A 17123-nucleotide genomic window follows, 5' to 3' on the forward strand; every position below is an offset into this window, starting at 1 on the left:
TGCTTTTCCTGTGGGCAATGTGGAAGGAACCTCAGACGACGGCCTCGTAGGCCGGCCCGGTGCGGGGTATATCGGCCACCAGCTCCTCCGCGTCGGAGGCCGGCCCGTCCTGAGCGCTCTCCCGCGCGTTGTCCCGCGCCCCTTCCTGCGGCCTTCCCTGCACGTTCACCGGCGCGATCTCCTGCGCGCCCGTGCGGCCCTCCCGTCCGTAGAGCAAGCTCGCGAGGCCCAGTCCGAGGGCGCCGCCGAGCAGTTGGGCCGCGACGAAGCCGGGCAGCGACTGCGGGGCGATGCCGGTGAAGGAGTCACTGAAGGCCCGCCCGACGGTGCCCGCCGGGTTGGCGAAGGAGCCCGAGGAGGTGAACCAGATCGCGGCCCCGATGTACGCGGCCACCGCGGCCGGGATCAGTTTCGCGCGGCCGATGCGGCCGAGCCCCTGGATGACCAGCACCAGCCCGGCGGTGGCGACGACCTCGCCGACCAGGAGGTGGCCGCCGTCGCGCACCTGTGTGGCGAGGGTTCCCGGGGTCCTCCCGAACATCGCCTCGGCGATGACGGCGCCACCGATCGCCCCCGCGATCTGGGCCCCCGCGTAGGACAGGGCTTCCTTGCCGTCGAGACCGTCGCGACCGGAACGGCGCGCCCACCAGGCGGTGAGGGTGACGACCGGGTTGAGGTGGGCGCCGGACAGCGGCCCGAAGAGCGTGATGATCAGCCCGAGGCCGATGGCCGAGACGATCGAGTTGGCCACAAGGGCGACACCGGTGTCGCGACTGAGGGCTTCCGCCTGGATCCCCGAGCCGATCACCACCATGAGCAGTGCCGCGGTACCGATGAGTTCGGCTGCCGCGCGCCGCAGCAGCGAAGCCTCGTACGTCATGTTTTCTCCCTCCGGGTCACCGTCCAGCGGAAAATGTATTCCGTATCTTGGAAGAGCGATAGAGGTGGTCCACCCGTCGGCACCGGCGAAAATCCCTGCCGGAGACCCGCCCGACCCGGCACGCTGGGGACATGGATGAAAGACGCACCGTGAAGGTGTCCAAATACGTCTCGAAACACCTGCGGCACCAGCCGGAACGGATCGGACTGACGCTCGATCCCCAGGGCTGGGTCGAGATCGACGACCTGCTCGACGCGGCCGCGGCCCACGGATTCCACGTCAGCCGGGCCGAGCTCGACCACGTGGTCGCCTCCAACGACAAGCAGCGCTTCGCCGTCGTCGGCACCCGCATCCGGGCCAGCCAGGGCCACACCGTCGCCATCGACCTGGACCTGCCCGAGGCCGAACCCCCGGCGTACCTCTACCACGGCACCGTGGCCTCGGCCCTGGACTCGATCCGCTCCGAGGGCCTGCGCCCGATGGCCCGCCACCACGTGCACCTGTCGCCCGACCGGGAGACCGCGACCCGGGTGGGCGCGCGCAGGGGGCGGCCGGTGGTCCTCGCCGTCGACGCCGGGGCCATGCGCGCCGCCGGCCACGTGTTCCGGATCAGTGCCAACGGGGTGTGGCTGGCGGACGCGGTACCCCCGCGGTTCCTGCGGTTCTCGTAGGAACCACGGCGGACGACTCACAGGGCGGACAATTCACAGAGGAATTGTCGGATCATCCCCCTACTCTGTTCCTCACTCCGGGATCCGTGAGGGGGGGTACCTCGCGATCGCCGACCATCCCATGCGAGCAAGCGAGGTGACGCCTCATGACGTCCACACCCCGGCCCCCGTCCCCCTCCCCGTCTCCTTCCCAGTCCCCGTCTCCTTCCCAGTCCCCGTCTCCTTCCCAGTCCCCGTCTCCTTCGCCGTCCCAGTCGTCGCTCTCGTCCTCGTCCTCGTCCTCCGATGAAGAGGCCGCCGTCAACAGCTTCCAGGTCGACCTGCGCGGCCTGGTCGACCTGCTGTCGCACCACCTCTACTCCAGCCCGCGCGTCTACGTCCGCGAACTCCTGCAGAACGCCGTCGACGCCGTCACCGCCCGCCAGGCCCACGAGCCCGGCGCGCGGGTCCACATCCGGCTGTCGGCCACCGCCGGACGGGTCACCATCGAGGACTCCGGCATCGGCCTGACCGCCGCGGAGGCCCACTCCCTCCTCGCCACCATCGGCCGCAGCTCCAAGCGCGGCGGCGAGCACGGCCTGGAAACCACCCGCCAGGAATTCCTCGGCCAGTTCGGCATCGGGCTGCTCGCCTGCTTCGTCGTCGCCCGGCAGATCCGCGTCGTCACCCGCTCCGCGCGCGACCCCGAGGCGGCGCCCGTCGAATGGTTGGCCACCGACGACGGTTCCTACACCGTCCGCGAACTCGCCCACGACGCCCGCCCGGAGCCCGGAACCACCGTCCACCTGGAGGGTCGTCCCGGCTCCGAGGAATGGACCGAGCCCGCCAAGGTCGAACGACTCGCCCGTGACTACGGCTCCCTGCTCCCCTACGACATCACCTTCGACGACGGCGAGGGCGGTGCGCCCCGCCCGGTCACCGACCGGCCCGCCGTGTGGGACCGCCCCTTCCCCACCCCCGCCGCCCGCCGCGTCGCACTCGCCGGCCAGTGCGCGCGGCTCTTCGGCTTCACCCCGCTCGACACCATCGACCTCGACCTGCCGGTGGCCGGAGTGCGCGGAGTCGCGTACGTCCTGCCCGAAGCGACCAGCCCCGCCCACCGGGCCGGACACCGCGTCCACCTCAAGGGCATGTTGCTCACCGACCAGGCCTCCAACCTGCTGCCCGACTGGGCGTTCTTCGTCCGCGTCGTCCTGGACACGGACACGCTGCGGCCCACGGCCTCCCGCGAGAACCTGTACGACGACGAGACGCTGGCCGCCGTACGCGAAGCACTCGGCGGCCGCATCCGGGCCTGGCTGACCGAGCTCGCCGCGAGCGAACCGGAGCGTCTGGCCGCCTTCCTGCGCGTCCACCACCTCGGGGTGAAGTCCCTCGCCCGGCACGACGCCGAGCTGCTCGGGCTGATGCTGCCGTGGCTGCCGTTCGAGACCAGCGACGGCTCGATGAGCCTGGAGGAGTTCGCGGCGGCCCACAGCGACATCCACTTCACGCCCACCGTGGAGGAGTTCCGCCAGATCGCCCCGATCGCCGCGGCCCACGGCCTGGGCGTCATCAACGCCGGCTACACCTACGACGCGGACCTGCTCGCCCTGCTCCCCTCCGTACGACCCGACCTCAAGGTCACCGAGCTCGACGCCGGCGCCGTCACCGAGCGCCTCGACCCCGTCCCCACCGACGTCGAGCTGTCCCTCGCCGCCTTCCTGTCCACCGCCCGCACCCGCCTGGAGCCCCAGGCCTGCGACGTGGTGCTGCGCGCCTTCCAGCCCGTCTCCGTCCCCGCCCTCTACCTCGACGACCGGCAGGCCCGTCAGGAGCGCGACCGCACGGCCGCGCTCGACAACGCCGACAGCCTGTGGAGCGGCATCCTCGGCTCGCTGCGCGGTTCGGGACCGCGCGCCCGCCTGGTCCTCAACCACAACAACCCGCTGATCCGAAGGATCGCGGGACTGCCCGACGCGACCCTGACCGGCACCGCCGTCGAATCCCTCTACGGGCAGGCGCTGCTGATGTCCCAGCGACCGCTGCGGCCCGCCGACTCCACCCTGCTCAACCGGGCCTTCCTCGGGCTCCTGGAATGGGCGACCCACTCCGTCGAGAACCCGAAGGACGCCCAGTGAACGGCATGACGGCCGAAGAGATCCGGCAGGCGCTGTACGAGAACCACGGCGTGCCGCAGGGCGCCGCGCGCAACGCGCAGGCCGAGGCGTTGACCGCCGCCGCCGAGGCCTGCGGCGACCCCGACGTGTTCCGCCAGGCCCTGATCACCCAGATCGACGCCTACGAGTACAGCTCCGAGCGCAGCCGCATGGTGGTCCCCTTCGCCCGCCTCCTCCAGGAGTACGACCGCGACCCCGGGGCCTTCGACGCGAGCGACGCCCACTCCCTCTTCTGGCGGTTCAAGTGGGTGTCGGGGCAGATCATCAGCACGCCCGACGTCCCCATCGCGGCCGTCACCGGCTACCTCGACGACATGGAGAAGCGCTACCGGATCGCCGGGTACGGCGAGCGCGCCGTACGGCAGTCCGAGTACTTCCTCGCGGACGCCATCGGGGACGACGAGCGTGCCGAACGGGCCATGGCCCGGTGGCGGGCGGCCGACCGCGACGCGATGAGCGACTGCCACGCCTGCGAGACGAACTCCCAGGGCTCCTACTGGGCGGGCAAGGGCGAGGACGCCAAGGCGATCGAGGTCTGGGAACCCGTCCTGAACGGCGGCCAGACCTGCATGGAGGAGCCGCACCGGGTCCTCGCCCGGTCGCTGCGCCCGTTGCTGCGCCTCGGCCGCAACGACGACGCCCGCGCCCACCACCTGCGCGGGTACCGCATGGCACGCGGCAAGGAGGGGCTGCTGCGGGCGATCGGTCAGCACATCGAGTTCTGCGCCCTCACCGGCAACGAGGCGCGCGGCGTGGAAATCCTCGCCGAACACGGCACCCACCTGCGCCCCCTCGCGGACGTCGAGACGCAGATGGACTTCTACGGCGGGGTCCTCGTCCTGCTGCGGCGGCTGTCCGAACTCGGGCACGGCGCCGACCCGACGGTGCCCTTCGCGGGCGCCGCCCGCACCGTCGACGAGCTGCACGGGATCCTGCACGCCGAGGCCCTGCACATCGCGGAACGCTTCGACGTCCGCAACGGCACCACCCGCGTCTCGGAGCGGTTCCTCACCCGGATCGCACAGACGCCGCTGGTCGACGTCCTGCCGCTCGGCGTGCGCAGTGCCGCGCTGCCGCAGCCGACCCCTGCCTCGACCTCCCGGTCGACGCACCCGTCCGCCCCCGCGGCTGCCCGCTCGACCGGCGCTCCCGCCGCGGAGGCGTTCGCCGAGCTGGTGGAGCGGGCCCGGGACGCGCGGGAACTGGGGCACCCGGGCTCGGACGCGCTGTGGGACGCGGTGGCCGTACGGGCGGACGCGCTCCCCGCGTCGGAGGTGGAACCCCTGGTCGCCGCGGACGTGGCCGACCACCACGCCCTGATCGCGGCGCGGGCGGGCACCGCGGACGCGGGCCCGCTCCTGACCGCGGCCCGGGACGCGTACCGGGCGTTGGGGCACGCCTCCCGCGCGGCCCTCGCGGAGCTCCGGCTGGCGAGCGTCGCCGCACAGGCCGGAGCGGAACCGGCGGAGGTACGGTCCCTGCTGACGACGGCCGCCCGGTCCGCCGGAGCCCTGGATCCGGCCGACCCGCGGCGGACCCGCCGGATCGCCCTCGCGGAACTCGCCGCGATCCGCCTGGAGCCGTACCTGCGGTCCGTCGAGGCTGCGCGGGAACACGCGGACGACACGGCCGACCACGGCCACGGCCACGATCACGATCACGACGCCGGTACCGCGCTGCTCGCGTCCGCGCTGGCAGACTTCGTCACCGTGCACGAGGAGACCGACGCCTCCGGGAAGGAGCTGTCGGACGTGATCTCGGAAGCCGAGGAACTGCTGGGCCGGGTGGCGCTCTCCCAGGGCGACACCGACCACGCGCTGGCCCTGCTGAATGCCTCCGCCGCCCGGTCCGTCCAGGCGGCCCGGCCTTGGCTGGCACTGGATCCCCTGGTCCTGCGGGCCGGGGTACTGAGGTCACTGGACCGGGTCGAGGAGGCGGAGGAAGCGGCGCGGGAGGCGCTGGAGCATGCCGCCGAGGTGACGGACCCCGAGCAACAGGGCATCGTACGGCTGACGCTGGCCGACGTCCTGCTGCGCCGGCCGGGTGGGGCGGCGGAGGCCGCCGAGCACTCCCTGACAGCGGCGCACTGGTTCGACCAGGCCGGCCTGACCGCCGACGGCGGGGCGCAGGCCCGGCTGCTGCTGGCCCGCGCCTACGCGCAGGACGGCCGCAACGCCGACGCGGCGGAGGTGCTCCAGTCGACGCTGCCCGATCTGCTGGAGCACGGCGAGGGTCAGGCCGTGGCGGCCCGGGAGTTCCTGGGCGACCTGCTGCGGGAACTGCGCGAGTCCCGGCCCGCGGCGGAGCAGTACCTGTTGGCGGCCGAGCTGGTCAAGGAATGGGAGGATCCGCGGCCGCAGGCGGGCTTCGCCCAGTCCGCCGCCGACTGCCTCTCCGACGCCGGGCTGGTGGAAGAGGCCGTCGCCGCTTACCGCCGGTCGCTGGAACTGCACCGGCAGGCCGGCGGGGCCGTGATCGCCGAAGTCCGGATCCTGCGTTCGCTGGCCTGGCTGGGCCTTCGCGAGCGGGTCGACGAGACCTCGGTGGCGGCAGCCCGGGTCCGGATGGACGAGGCGGCCGGAATCCTGGAGGAGGCTCTGGTCGCCGATCCGCAGGCCCCCGAGCTGCGCTCCGAGCTGGCGCAGACCTGGCACCAGATCGCGCAGGTCCTGGACCGGCAGGTCAGCGCGCAGGAACAGGACGAAGAGGGCGCGGCCGAGGACGGCGCGGAGGACCGGGGCGACGCGCAGGAGGGGGCGTCCGAGGGCCCCGGCCGGTTGAGTGCGGACCGGATCGAGGCCCTGAGGCTGGAGGAGGTCGCCCTGTGGGAGCGGGCCGCCGCCCTCTACGCCGAGCTGGGCACCGACTACCTGCAGGGCCGTTTCCAGTGCCTGAACAACGCCGCCTGGACCGAGCAGGAACTGGGACGTCCGGAAGCCGGCGCCGCACGGATCTCGGCGCTGGTCGAGGAGATCAAGGCACTGCCCGCGGAGGTCGTCCCGGAGTGGCTGCTGCCGCAGGCGGAACGGACCGTGGCGAACCTGACGTCCTGACGCCCGGTGCGGGGCGTCAGGACGTCAGGTGCGGGATGCCCAGACGCGCGGTGCGGGCCGCCCAGACGTCCTCACGTCCTCACGTCCTGACGCGAGACGCCTGACGCCGCACCGGCCCCGGTCCGGACCGCTTCGCGCGGTACCGGACCGGGGCCGGGCCGGTGCGGGGGCGTGTCGGTGTGCCGTCGGTCAGGCGTCCAGCTGCGCGAGCGCCTCGGTGGCGATCTGCTCGAAGACGGCCTCGTCCGCGGCGAAGTCCGAGTCGGGGATCGGTGCGTGGATGACGAGCTCGGTGAACCCCAGCTCACGGTGGCGGCCCGCGAAGTCGACGAAGGCGTCCACGGATTCCAGCATCGTGCTGCGCTCCGGGGTGAAGCCGGTCAGCAGCACCTTCTCGATGCTCTCGGACTCCCGCCCGATCTCCGCCAGAGCCTTCTCCAGCTTGCCCACCTGACCGCGGAGCGCCTCCAGCGACTGCTCTGGCGTGCCCTCGAACACCTTCGGGTCACCGGCCGTCACCCAGGCCTGGCCCAGGCTCGCGGCGAGCTTCACCCCGCGCGGGCCGGTCGCGGCCACGGCGAAGGGAAGCCGGGGGCGCTGGACGCACCCGGGAATGTTGCGGGCCTCCTCGGCGGAGTAGAAGGTCCCGTGGTGAGTGACCGCGCCCTCGGTCAGCAGCCGGTCAAGCAGCGGTACGAACTCCGCGAAGCGGTCGGCCCGCTCCCGGGGAGACCACTGCTCCTGCCCCAGCGCGACCGCGTCGAAGCCGTTGCCGCCGGCGCCGATACCCAGGGTGATGCGCCCACCGGAGATGTCATCCAGCGTCATGAGGTCCTTGGCGAGGGTCACCGGATGCCGGAAGTTCGGCGAGGTGACCAGCGTGCCCAGGCGGATCGACTCGGTGGCGGCGGCCGCCGCGGTCAGGGTGGGCACCGCACCGAACCACGGGCCGTCGCGGAAGGTCCGCCAGCTCAGGTGGTCGTAGGTGTAGGCGGTGTGGAACCCGAGCCGCTCGGCCCGCTGCCACTGGTCGCGGCCGCCTTCATGCCAGCCGCGGACCGGGAGGATCACAGTGCTCAGACGCAAACTCATGCGTTCGAGCCTACGGCGACGCGTGCACCAACCGCACATCACGCACCGCCCGCCCCACCTCGAACCCGGGCGGGGTCCGCGTTTCACGTGAAACACCGGCGGAAAGTTCGTCGGTTTCACGTGAAACATCTCCAGCCGAACATGGTCGGACGGTAGGTGCACATGGGCGAAGATGGGTCCGTGACCTCGGCTCCCCAGCGCCCGGACGGGCCAACCCCAGCGACCCGGCTCATCGCCACCGATCTCGACGGCACCTTGCTGCGCGACGACAAATCCGTGTCGCCCCGCACGATCGCCGCCCTCGCCGCCGCCGAGGAAGCCGGGATCGAGGTCTTCTTCGTCACGGGCCGCCCGGCCCGCTGGATGGGCGTGGTCAGCGATCACGTGCACGGCCACGGTCTGGCGATCTGCGCGAACGGCGCCGCCGTCGTGGATCTTCGCGCCGGAGGAGAGTTCATCCAGGTCCGGGCACTGCCCCGGGCCACCGCTCTGACAGTGGTGAACACCCTGCGCGCCGCCGCGCCCGGTACGTCCTTCGCCGTCGAGCTGACCACCGGCATCAACTACGAGCCGACGTACCCCCCGTTCTTCCAGGACCCGGGCGCCGCCGTGGCCACCGCCGAGAAGCTCTTGCGCGAGGAACTCGACGGCAGCTCGGCGCCGGTGCTGAAGGTGCTCGCACACCATGCCGAACTGGGTCCGGACGAGTTCCTGGCCCTGGCGCGCTCGGCTGCCGGCGCCTACGCGTCGATCACGCGCTCCAGCCCGACCTCCCTGCTGGAGGTCAGCGGGCTCGGCATCTCCAAGGCCAGCACCTTGGCGCTGTGCTGTGCCGAGCGCGGCATCACTCCCGCCGAGGTCGTCGCCTTCGGGGACATGCCGAACGACGTGGAGATGCTCCGCTGGGCGGGTACCTCGTACGCCATGGGCAACGCCCACCCGGATGTGATCGCCGCCGCGTCCGGCCGGACGGTCGCCAACAACGAGGACGGGGTCGCCGTGGTCATCGAGCGCATCCTCGCCGAACGCGCGACGCACCGGAACTAACGCCTCGAAACTCCGTCGCGTCAGAGCGGGGCCTCCCACACGAGGGTGGTCCCGCCCCCGTCCTCCCCGATGCCCGGACCGTACGAGCTCGCGCCGCCCAACGACTCGGCCCGTCGACGCAGGTTCCGCAGTCCGCTGCGGCGGCCACCCTCCGGAATGCCCACCCCGTCGTCGGCGACCTCCAGCCGTACTGCGGGGCGCCCGTCGGCCAGGGTGACGGTCGAGTCGAGGACCACCTCGATCCGGGACGCCTCCGAGTGTCGGAACGCGTTGGACAGGGCCTCGCGCAGGGCGGCGATCAGGTTCTTGCCGACGAGTTCGCCGACGACCGCGTCGATCGGGCCGAGGAAGCGGTGGGCCGGCTTGAAGCCCAGCGGCACGGCGGCCATGTTGATCTCCCGTAGCACCCGGGTGCGCAGGCCGGACGGGGCCTCCGCCGGTCCCTGCTGGAGCGCGAAGATCGCGGTGCGGATCTCCTGGATCGTCACGTCCAGCTCGTCCACGGCCTTGCCCACTCCGTCGCGGACCTCCGGGACGATCGACCTGCGCTGCGCGCCTTCCAGCATCATCCCCGTCGCGAACAGCCGCTGGATCACGAGGTCGTGCAGGTCACGGGCGATCCGGTCGCGGTCCTCGAACACCGCGAGACGCTCCCGGTCACGCTGCGCCTCGGCCATCATCAGCGCCAGGGCAGCCTGCGAGGCGAACTGCGTGGCCAGGGTCCGCTCCGCTTCGGTGAACGGCCTCTGGCCACGGGCGCGCGGGGTCACCAGCGCGCCCAGCACCCGCCCGCCGCTGTGCAGCGGCAGCATCATGCACGGGCCGTACTGGCTGGTCAGCCTGCCGATCATGCGGGGGTCACCGGCCGCGTCATCGACGAACACCGGCTCGCCCTCCAGCAGTCGTCCCACCACCGGGCTTTCGGCGGGGATCACCACGCCCAGCGAGGTGGCCGGGTTCTCGGCCGAGACGGCGACGATCTCCATCCCGCCCTCCTCCGCCGGCAGCATCACGATCCCGGCGGCGGAGTCGGCCAGCCTGCGGGCCTGTTCGGCCACGACCGAGAGGGCGTCGTCCGCGTCCCCGCCGGAGAGGAGGGCAGTGGTGACGGCCACCGAACCGTCGATCCACCGCTCGCGCTGGGTGGCGGCCTCGTACAGGCGGGCGTTGCCGATCGCGATGCCCGCCTCGGTGGCCAGTACCCGGACCATGTGGACGTCGTAGTCGTTGAAGTCGACGCCGCCGTTCTTCTCGGCGAGGTACAGATTGCCGAAGATCTCCCCCTGCACCCGGATCGGGACGCCGAGGAAGGTCTTCATGGGCGGATGGTGCGCCGGGAAACCCGCCGACCGCGGGTCCTTCGTCAGGTCGGCGAGCTGGACCGTGTCGGGATGCGAGATGAGCGCGCCGAGCAGACCCCGCTTGCCGTCCGGGCGGTGTCCGATCCTCCGGGCCGTTTCCTTGCTGATGCCGAAGGTGACGAAGTCCGAGAGACCGCGTCCCTCCGTGTCGACGACCCCGATCGCGGCGTACCGGGCGTCCGCGAGCTCGGCAGCCGTCTCGCAGATCCGGTCGAGCGTGGAGTGCAGTTCGAGACCGGTACCGACCGAGCGCATGGCCTCCAGCAGTTGCGGCACCCGAGCGGTCAGCTCGGTGGACAGCCCCTGCAGACTCCGGGTGGCCTGGGTGGCGGCCTCCAGCGGGTCCGGTGTTCCGCGGGTCGGTTCCGGTGTTTCCTGAGACTCCTGGGCTGACATGCCCTTGAGCCTAGTTAGTCCCCTTTGGTGGGGAAAGTCGCAGCGTTCGGAACGCGCCAAGCGGTCAGCGTCGGACCGGCGTCAGACGGGCACCGGACCGGCGCCGGCGAAGCCGCCGGAACCGCCTCAGCCGCGACCGGCCCGCAATCCGTCGGCTTCCCGCTCCCGGTCCAGGAGCGTGCGCAGCGGTCCTTCGACGCCGGCCAGCTCCGCGTACGCGCCGCGCTGTACGACGGCCCCCCGGTCCAGGACCAGCACCTCGTCGACGGCCTCCAGTCCGGCGAGCCGGTGCGTGATCAGTACGGTGGTCCGGCCCTCGGTCGCGGCCAGCAGGTCCGCGGTCAAGGCGTCCGCGGTCGCGAGGTCCAGGTGCTCGGCGGGCTCGTCCAGGACCAGCACCGGGAAGTCCGCGAGCAGCGCCCGGGCCAGGGCCAACCGCTGTCGCTGACCGCCCGAGATCCGCTCCCCGTGTTCACCGACCAGGGTGTCCGGACCGTCCGGAAGCCCGTCGACCCACTCCAGCAGCCGGGCCGCCGCCAATGCCTCGCGCAGTTCGGCCTCGCTCGCCCCGGTACGGGCGAGCCGCAGGTTCTCACGTACGGAACTGTCGAACAGGTGGGCGTCCTGGGCGCACAGTCCCACCGTGCGGCGGACGTCGTCGCCGTCGAGGGCCCGTACGTCGATCCCGCCCAGGGTGTACGTACCGTCGCTCGGGTCCAGGAACCGCAGCAGCACCTGCGCCAGCGTGGTCTTGCCCGAACCGGAGGGCCCGACCACGGCGATGCGCCGGCCCGCTTCCAGCGTCAGGTCCATCCCGTGCAGGGCGTCCCGTTCCTGCCCGGGGTGGCGTGCGGCGAGGCCGGTCAGTCGCAGGGGGAAGGGCGAGGCCGGTGCCGCCAGGGGTTCGGCCGGTTCGATCACGGGCACCGGGGCGTCGAGGACCTCGTAGACCCGCTCTGCGCTCCGACGGACACGCTGGCGGTACTGGACCGCGAGCGGAAGTCCGCTGACCGCCTCGAACGCGGCGAGGGGGGTCAGTACGACCACCGCCATGGCCACCCCGGAAAGCCGTCCCCCGGCGACGGCGGCGGCACCGGCGAGCGCGGCGAACACCACGGTCAGCCCGCAGACCAGCGCGGACAGCCCGCCGCCGAGCCCGGTGGCGAAGGCGCCGCGCGAGGCGATCCGGGTCAGTGCCCCGTCGCTCTCCCGCACCCGGCCCTTGCGCCCGGCCAGGGCCCCGGCGACGGTGAGTTCGGCCGTACCCGTGAGCAGATCGGCGGCCCGGGTGGCGAGCTCGCCCCGTGCCGGCGCCAGCCGCCGCTCCGCGCGCCGCGCGCAGGCACCGCTGATCAGCGGCACGACGACGCCGGCCGCGAGCAGGCCCACCGCCAGGACCGCGCCGGCCTCGGGCAGCAGCCAGGCGGTGAACGCCACCGAGCCGGTTCCGACGAGCACCGCGGTGCCGACCGGGAGCAGCCAACGCAGCCAATAGTCCTGAAGGGCGTCGGCGTCGGCCACGAGCCGGGACAGCAGGTCCCCGCGCCGCTGCTCGCGCAGCCCGGCGGGGGCGATCAGCTCCAGCCGGCGGTACACGGAGACCCGCAGGTCGGCCAGCATCCGCAGGACGGCGTCGTGCGAGACGAGCCGCTCGGCGTAGCGGAACACGGCCCGGCCCAGACCGAAGGCCCGCGTCGCCGTGACGGCGACCATCAGGTAGAGCACCGGCGGCTGTTCGGAGGCACGCGAGATGAGCCACCCGGACACGGCCAACAACCCGACGCCGCACCCGACGGCGAGTGCCCCGAGCAGCAGCCCGAGCCGGAACCGTCCCTGCCAGGCGGCGGCCGCGGCCCGCACCCGGCTCAGCGGATCGCCGCCACCCGTCCTGGTAGGGCCCCCCGCTGCGACCCGTTCGGAGGTGGGCCCGAGGATCCATTCCCCGGGGTCCGCCACCGGTGCCTGGGCCCGCGGCGGCGCGGCCTCGGACCCCGCGATCCCGGCGGCCGGGGCCACGGACCCGGCGGCAGGGCCAGCAGGCCCCGCAGTCCCGGGAGTGCCCTCACCTACCGCCACCACCCGGTCGGCCACGGCCAGCAGCGCCGGGCGGTGCACCACCAGCAGCACGGTCCGGCCCACCGCGAGGCGGCGTACGGCGTCCACGACGGCCGCCTCCGTCTCCCCGTCGAGGGCCGCCGTCGGTTCGTCCAGCAGCAGCACCGGACGGTCGGCGAGGAACGCCCGTGCCAGTGCGAGGCGCTGCCGCTGTCCCGCCGACAGGCCGACGCCGCCCTCACCCAGCGACGTACGGATCCCGCCCGGCAGCGCGGCCACGAACTCCCAGGCCCCGGCGTCCCGGAGCGCCGATTCCACGTCCTCGTCGCAGGCCCCGGGCCGAGCCAGCCGTACGTTCTCGGCGATGCTCCCCGCGAAGAGGTGCGGCCGCTGCGGCACCCACGCGATCCTCTCCCGCCACTCTTCCAGGGACAGCTCCGCCTGGTCGACGGCGCCGATCCGCACCCGTCCGGCCGTCGGCGTGACGAAGCCCAGCAGCACGTTCAGCAGCGTGGACTTGCCCGCGCCGCTGGGCCCGGTGAGGGCGACGCACTCGCCGGGCTCCACCACCAGGGACACGGGACCGGGCGAGCTCGCGCTCCGGCCCTCGTAGCGCACCTCGACTCCGTCGAACTCGATCCGCAGCCCCGAGTCCGGCACCCGGACGCCGCCGCCCGTCGCGGGCGGCTCGGTCTCCAGCACCTCGAAGATCTCTTCCGCCGCGGCCAGGCCCTCGGCGGCCGCGTGGTACTGAGCCCCCACCTGCCGCAGGGGCAGGTAGGCCTCCGGCGCCAGGATCAGGATGACCAGTCCGGTGTAGAGGTCGAGTTCGCCGTGGACGAGCCGCATGCCGATGGTCACCGCGACGAGGGCGACCGACAGCGTGGCGAGCAGTTCCAGCGCGAACGAGGAGAGGAAGGCGATGCGCAGCGTGCGCATCGTGGCTTGGCGGTAGTCATCGGTGATCTTGCGGATCGACTCGGCCTGGGCCTTGGCCCGTCCGAAGACCTTCAGCGTCGGAAGTCCGGCCACCACGTCCAGGAAGTGTCCCGACAGCCGCGACAGCAGCCGCCACTGTCGGTCCATCCGGGACTGGGTGGCCATGCCGATCAGGATCATGAAGAGGGGGATCAGCGGCAGGGTGACCACGATGATGGCCGCCGATACCCAGTCCTCCGTGACGATCCGGGCGAGGACCGCCACCGGTACGACGACGGCGAGCCCGAGCTGGGGCAGGTAGCGGGCGAAGTAGTCGTCGAGGGCGTCCACTCCCCGGGTGGCCAGGGCCACCAGCGACCCGGTCCGCCGGCTGTCGGTGGCGCCGGGCCCCAGGTCGGCTGCGCGGTCCAGCAGCCGCACCCGCAGCTCGGACTTGACCGCCGCCCCGGCACGGTGCGCGGCCAGTTCCGTGAGCCAGGCGACCAGACCGCGTCCGAGGGCCACCGCTGCGAGGAGGAGCAGCGGGATGCGCAGCTCACCGGCGCCGAGCCCCTGTTCGAAAGCGCCGACCACGATCTCGGCGATGAGCATCGCCTGACCGACGACCAGCCCCGCTCCGGCGAGCCCGAGGAGCACCACCGCTCCCAGGAAGAGGCGGGTGGATCGGGCGTACCGCAGCAGGCGCGGGTCGATCGGTTTCACGTGAAACATCTCCTCGGCAGGGTCGAGCAGGAGAGTCGGGCATCGGAGGGAGCGGGTGCCTCAGTGCGCGTCGACGATGTGCTGCGTACCGATCCGCTTGCGGAACACCCAGTAGGTCCACCCCTGGTAGAGCAGGACGAGCGGGGTGGCCACCGCGGCGCACCAGGTCATGATCTTCAGGGTGTACGGGCTGGACGAGGCGTTGGTGACCGTGAGGTTCCAGGCGTCGTTCAGCGACGACGGCATGACGTTCGGGAAGAGCGTCAGGAACAGCATCGCGACGGCGGCCGCGATGGTGACCCCCGAGAGCGCGAAGGACCAGCCCTCACGACCCGCCAGGTTGAAGCCCAGGGCCCCGACCAGCGCGAGTACCGCGACGGCCATCGCGATCAGGCTCCAGCCGTCACCGCGCGAGACCTGCGTCCAGATCAGGAAGACGAGGGCCAGCACCGCGGTGACCACGCCCAGCCGGGTGGCCAGCGTGCGCGACCGCTCCCGGATGTCACCGACCGTCTTGAGCGAGGTGAACACCGCGCCGTGGAAGGTGAACAGGGTGAGGGTGACCAGACCGCCGAGGATCGAGTAGACGTTGAGCAGGTCGAGGAAGGTGCCGACGTACTCCATGTCCTGGTCGATCTTCACTCCGCGCACGATGTTGGCGAAGGCCACGCCCCACAGGAACGCGGGGATCAGCGAGGTCCAGAAGATCGCGTGTTCCCAGTTGGTCTGCCACTTGTCCTCCGGCCGCTTGTGCCGGTACTCGAAGGCGACGCCCCGGATGATGAGGCAGACCAGGATGATCAGCAACGGCAGGTAGAAGCCGGAGAAGAGCGTGGCGTACCACTCGGGGAATGCGGCGAAGGTCGCGCCGCCGGCGGTGAGCAGCCACACCTCGTTGCCGTCCCAGACGGGCCCGATCGTGTTGATCAGGACCCGCTTCTCGGTGCGGTCACGGGCGAGCAGCTTGGTGAGTACGCCGACTCCGAAGTCGAAGCCCTCCAGGAAGAAGTAGCCGATCCACAGGACGGCGATGAGGACGAACCAGACGTCGTGGAGTTGCATGGGGTGGTCTCCGCTGTCTCAGTACGAGAAGGCCATCGGACGGTCGGGGTTCTTGTCGTCCCCGCCGATCTTCGTCGGCGGGTTCAGGTCGGCCTCGGTGAGTTCGGGGGGGCCGAGCTTGACGTACTTCACGAGCAGCTTGACTTCGATCACCGCGAGGACGGCGTACAGCAGGGTGAAGCCGATCATCGAGGTGAGTACCTCGGCCTGGGTGACGTTCGGCGAGACGGCGTCCCGGGTGCGCAGGACCCCGTAGACGACCCAGGGCTGACGGCCCATCTCGGTGAATATCCAGCCCCAGGAATTGGCTATGAGCGGGAAGCACATGGTCCAGAGCGCGACGATCCAGTACAGGTTGGCGAAGCGCGGGCTCAGGGCCTTCTTGAAGAGGACCAGGTTCGGCACCTCGTCCGGTCCGGTGCGCAGCCCCCGCGGCAGCAGGAACTTCTTGCGGGTCAACCAGAGCCCCACGACACCGATGGCGAGCGAGGCCATGCCGAAGCCGATCATCCAGCGGAAGCCCCAGTAGGCGACGGGGATGTTGGGCCGGTAGTCGCCCGGTCCGAACTTCTCCTGCTGGGCCTTGTTGACGTCGTTGATGCCCGGGACGAACGAGGTGAAGTCGTCGTTGGCCAGGAAGGACAGCAGCCCGGGGATCTCGATCGCGACCTTGTTGTGGCCCTTGTCGACGTCGCCGTAGGCGAAGACGGAGAAGGGGGCCGGTGCCTCGCCGTCCCACAGGGCCTCGGCGGCGGCCATCTTCATCGGCTGCTGCTTGTACATCACCTTGCCGAGCAGGTCGCCGCTGATGGCGGTGCCCATACCGGCAATGATCATGACGATGAGGCCGAGGCGCAGCGAGCTCCTCATGACCGGCACGTGCTTCTTGCGCGCCAGGTGGAACGCGGCGATGCCGGCCATGAACGCGCCGCCGACCAGGAAGGCCGCCGTGATCGTGTGGAAGAACTGGGTCAGCGCGGTGTTCTGGGTGAGAACCAGCCAGAAATCGGTGAGCTCGGCCCGTCCGCGCTCCTCGTTGATCCGGTAGCCGACGGGGTGCTGCATCCAGGAGTTGGCCGCGAGGATGAAGTAGGCGGACAGGATGGTGCCGATCGACACCATCCATATGCAGGCGAGGTGGATCCTCTTGGGCAGCTTGTCCCAGCCGAAGATCCACAGGCCGATGAAGGTGGACTCGAAGAAGAAGGCGATCAGCGCCTCGAAGGCCAGGGGCGCCCCGAAGACGTCGCCGACGAAGCGCGAGTAGTCGGACCAGTTCATGCCGAACTGGAACTCCTGGACGATGCCGGTGACGACACCCATCGCGATGTTGATCAGGAAGAGCTTGCCCCAGAACTTGGTGGCCCTGAGGTACTTCTCGTTCTCGCTCCGGACCCATGCGGTCTGCAGGCCGGCGGTGAGCGCGGCGAGCGAGATCGTCAAGGGAACGAACAGGAAGTGGTAGACGGTGGTGATGCCGAACTGCCATCGCGCCAGCGTCTCCGGCGCCAAAGCTAGGTCCACGTCCTCGTCTCCTTCGGGTCACCGTGGTCACACCGGCAGTCTGCCGTTTGTGTCCCACTCAATTCGGGAGGAAGCGGGACACGCTTGTGAACGCGTTCACATTCACAAGCATTATGGCGCACGGGTTCGGAAGCCCGTACGGCGGGGTCCCCCTAGCCAAGACATTCAACAGATTGTTGAAT

At 71.5% G+C, this 17123-nt stretch carries 10 protein-coding genes; 4 read left to right on the forward strand and 6 right to left on the reverse strand.

From position 1 onward, the window contains the following. Positions 1-31: 31 nt before the first annotated feature. Positions 32-880 (reverse strand): aquaporin, encoded by an 849-nt coding sequence (locus NOD94_RS07330; RefSeq protein WP_281204914.1) that lies wholly within the window; start codon positions 878-880, stop codon positions 32-34. 131 nt (positions 881-1011) lie between these two features. Here NOD94_RS07330 and NOD94_RS07335 point away from each other — a divergent pair, with 131 nt between their 5' ends. The 3 genes from NOD94_RS07335 to NOD94_RS07345 all read left to right on the forward strand — a co-directional run bounded on the left by NOD94_RS07335 (position 1012) and on the right by NOD94_RS07345 (position 6763). Further along, a complete protein-coding gene (locus NOD94_RS07335; RefSeq protein WP_281204915.1) occupies positions 1012-1551 on the forward strand; it encodes an RNA 2'-phosphotransferase in 540 nt (179 codons plus the stop codon). Between the two features lie 146 nt (positions 1552-1697). Next, complete coding sequence (locus tag NOD94_RS07340; RefSeq protein ID WP_281204916.1) at positions 1698-3671, forward strand: HSP90 family protein; 1974 nt, start codon at positions 1698-1700, stop codon at positions 3669-3671. Further along, positions 3668-6763: a tetratricopeptide repeat protein gene (locus tag NOD94_RS07345; RefSeq protein ID WP_281204917.1), complete on the forward strand. Its 3096-nt coding sequence runs from the start codon at positions 3668-3670 to the stop codon at positions 6761-6763. The genes NOD94_RS07340 and NOD94_RS07345 overlap by 4 nt, the downstream gene beginning before the upstream one ends. A 189-nt stretch (positions 6764-6952) precedes the next feature. Here the strand turns inward: NOD94_RS07345 and NOD94_RS07350 are convergent, their stop codons facing one another. Beyond that, on the reverse strand, positions 6953-7855 hold the full coding sequence (locus NOD94_RS07350; protein ID WP_281204918.1) for an LLM class flavin-dependent oxidoreductase: 903 nt from the start codon (positions 7853-7855) through the stop codon (positions 6953-6955). 162 nt (positions 7856-8017) lie between these two features. Here NOD94_RS07350 and NOD94_RS07355 point away from each other — a divergent pair, with 162 nt between their 5' ends. Continuing rightward, positions 8018-8902 carry a Cof-type HAD-IIB family hydrolase gene (locus NOD94_RS07355; RefSeq protein ID WP_281204920.1) on the forward strand — a complete coding sequence of 295 codons (885 nt, stop codon included), beginning with the start codon at positions 8018-8020 and terminating at the stop codon, positions 8900-8902. Positions 8903-8922: 20 nt separating this feature from the next. On the opposite strand, the gene NOD94_RS07360 is transcribed toward NOD94_RS07355, so the two are convergent. The 4 genes from NOD94_RS07360 to NOD94_RS07375 form a co-directional block, all read right to left on the reverse strand. After that, positions 8923-10659, reverse strand: a complete 1737-nt coding sequence (locus NOD94_RS07360; protein ID WP_281204921.1) for a GAF domain-containing protein — start codon at positions 10657-10659, stop codon at positions 8923-8925. Positions 10660-10785: 126 nt separating this feature from the next. Next, a complete protein-coding gene (gene cydD / locus NOD94_RS07365) occupies positions 10786-14355 on the reverse strand; it encodes a thiol reductant ABC exporter subunit CydD (protein WP_281204922.1) in 3570 nt (1189 codons plus the stop codon). A gap of 60 nt (positions 14356-14415) precedes the next feature. Next, on the reverse strand, positions 14416-15417 hold the full coding sequence (gene cydB / locus NOD94_RS07370) for a cytochrome d ubiquinol oxidase subunit II (RefSeq protein WP_281204923.1): 1002 nt from the start codon (positions 15415-15417) through the stop codon (positions 14416-14418). A gap of 18 nt (positions 15418-15435) precedes the next feature. Then, a complete protein-coding gene (locus tag NOD94_RS07375) occupies positions 15436-16941 on the reverse strand; it encodes a cytochrome ubiquinol oxidase subunit I (RefSeq protein WP_281204924.1) in 1506 nt (501 codons plus the stop codon). Positions 16942-17123: the final 182 nt, after the last annotated feature.

The organism is Streptomyces sp. Isolate_45, from assembly GCF_024721315.2.
Lineage (GTDB): Bacteria > Actinomycetota > Actinomycetes > Streptomycetales > Streptomycetaceae > Streptomyces.

Excerpts from the sequence above, each read along its gene's own strand:
- cydB (WP_281204923.1), bottom strand. The coding sequence starts at position 15,417 with ATGCAACTCCACGACGTCTGGTTCGTCCTCATCGCCGTCCTGTGGATC.
- NOD94_RS07330 (WP_281204914.1), bottom strand. The coding sequence starts at position 880 with ATGACGTACGAGGCTTCGCTGCTGCGGCGCGCGGCAGCCGAACTCATC.
- NOD94_RS07340 (WP_281204916.1), top strand. The coding sequence starts at position 1,698 with ATGACGTCCACACCCCGGCCCCCGTCCCCCTCCCCGTCTCCTTCCCAG.
- NOD94_RS07355 (WP_281204920.1), top strand. The coding sequence starts at position 8,018 with ATGGGCGAAGATGGGTCCGTGACCTCGGCTCCCCAGCGCCCGGACGGG.
- NOD94_RS07350 (WP_281204918.1), bottom strand. The coding sequence starts at position 7,855 with ATGAGTTTGCGTCTGAGCACTGTGATCCTCCCGGTCCGCGGCTGGCAT.
- NOD94_RS07360 (WP_281204921.1), bottom strand. The coding sequence starts at position 10,659 with ATGTCAGCCCAGGAGTCTCAGGAAACACCGGAACCGACCCGCGGAACA.
- NOD94_RS07335 (WP_281204915.1), top strand. The coding sequence starts at position 1,012 with ATGGATGAAAGACGCACCGTGAAGGTGTCCAAATACGTCTCGAAACAC.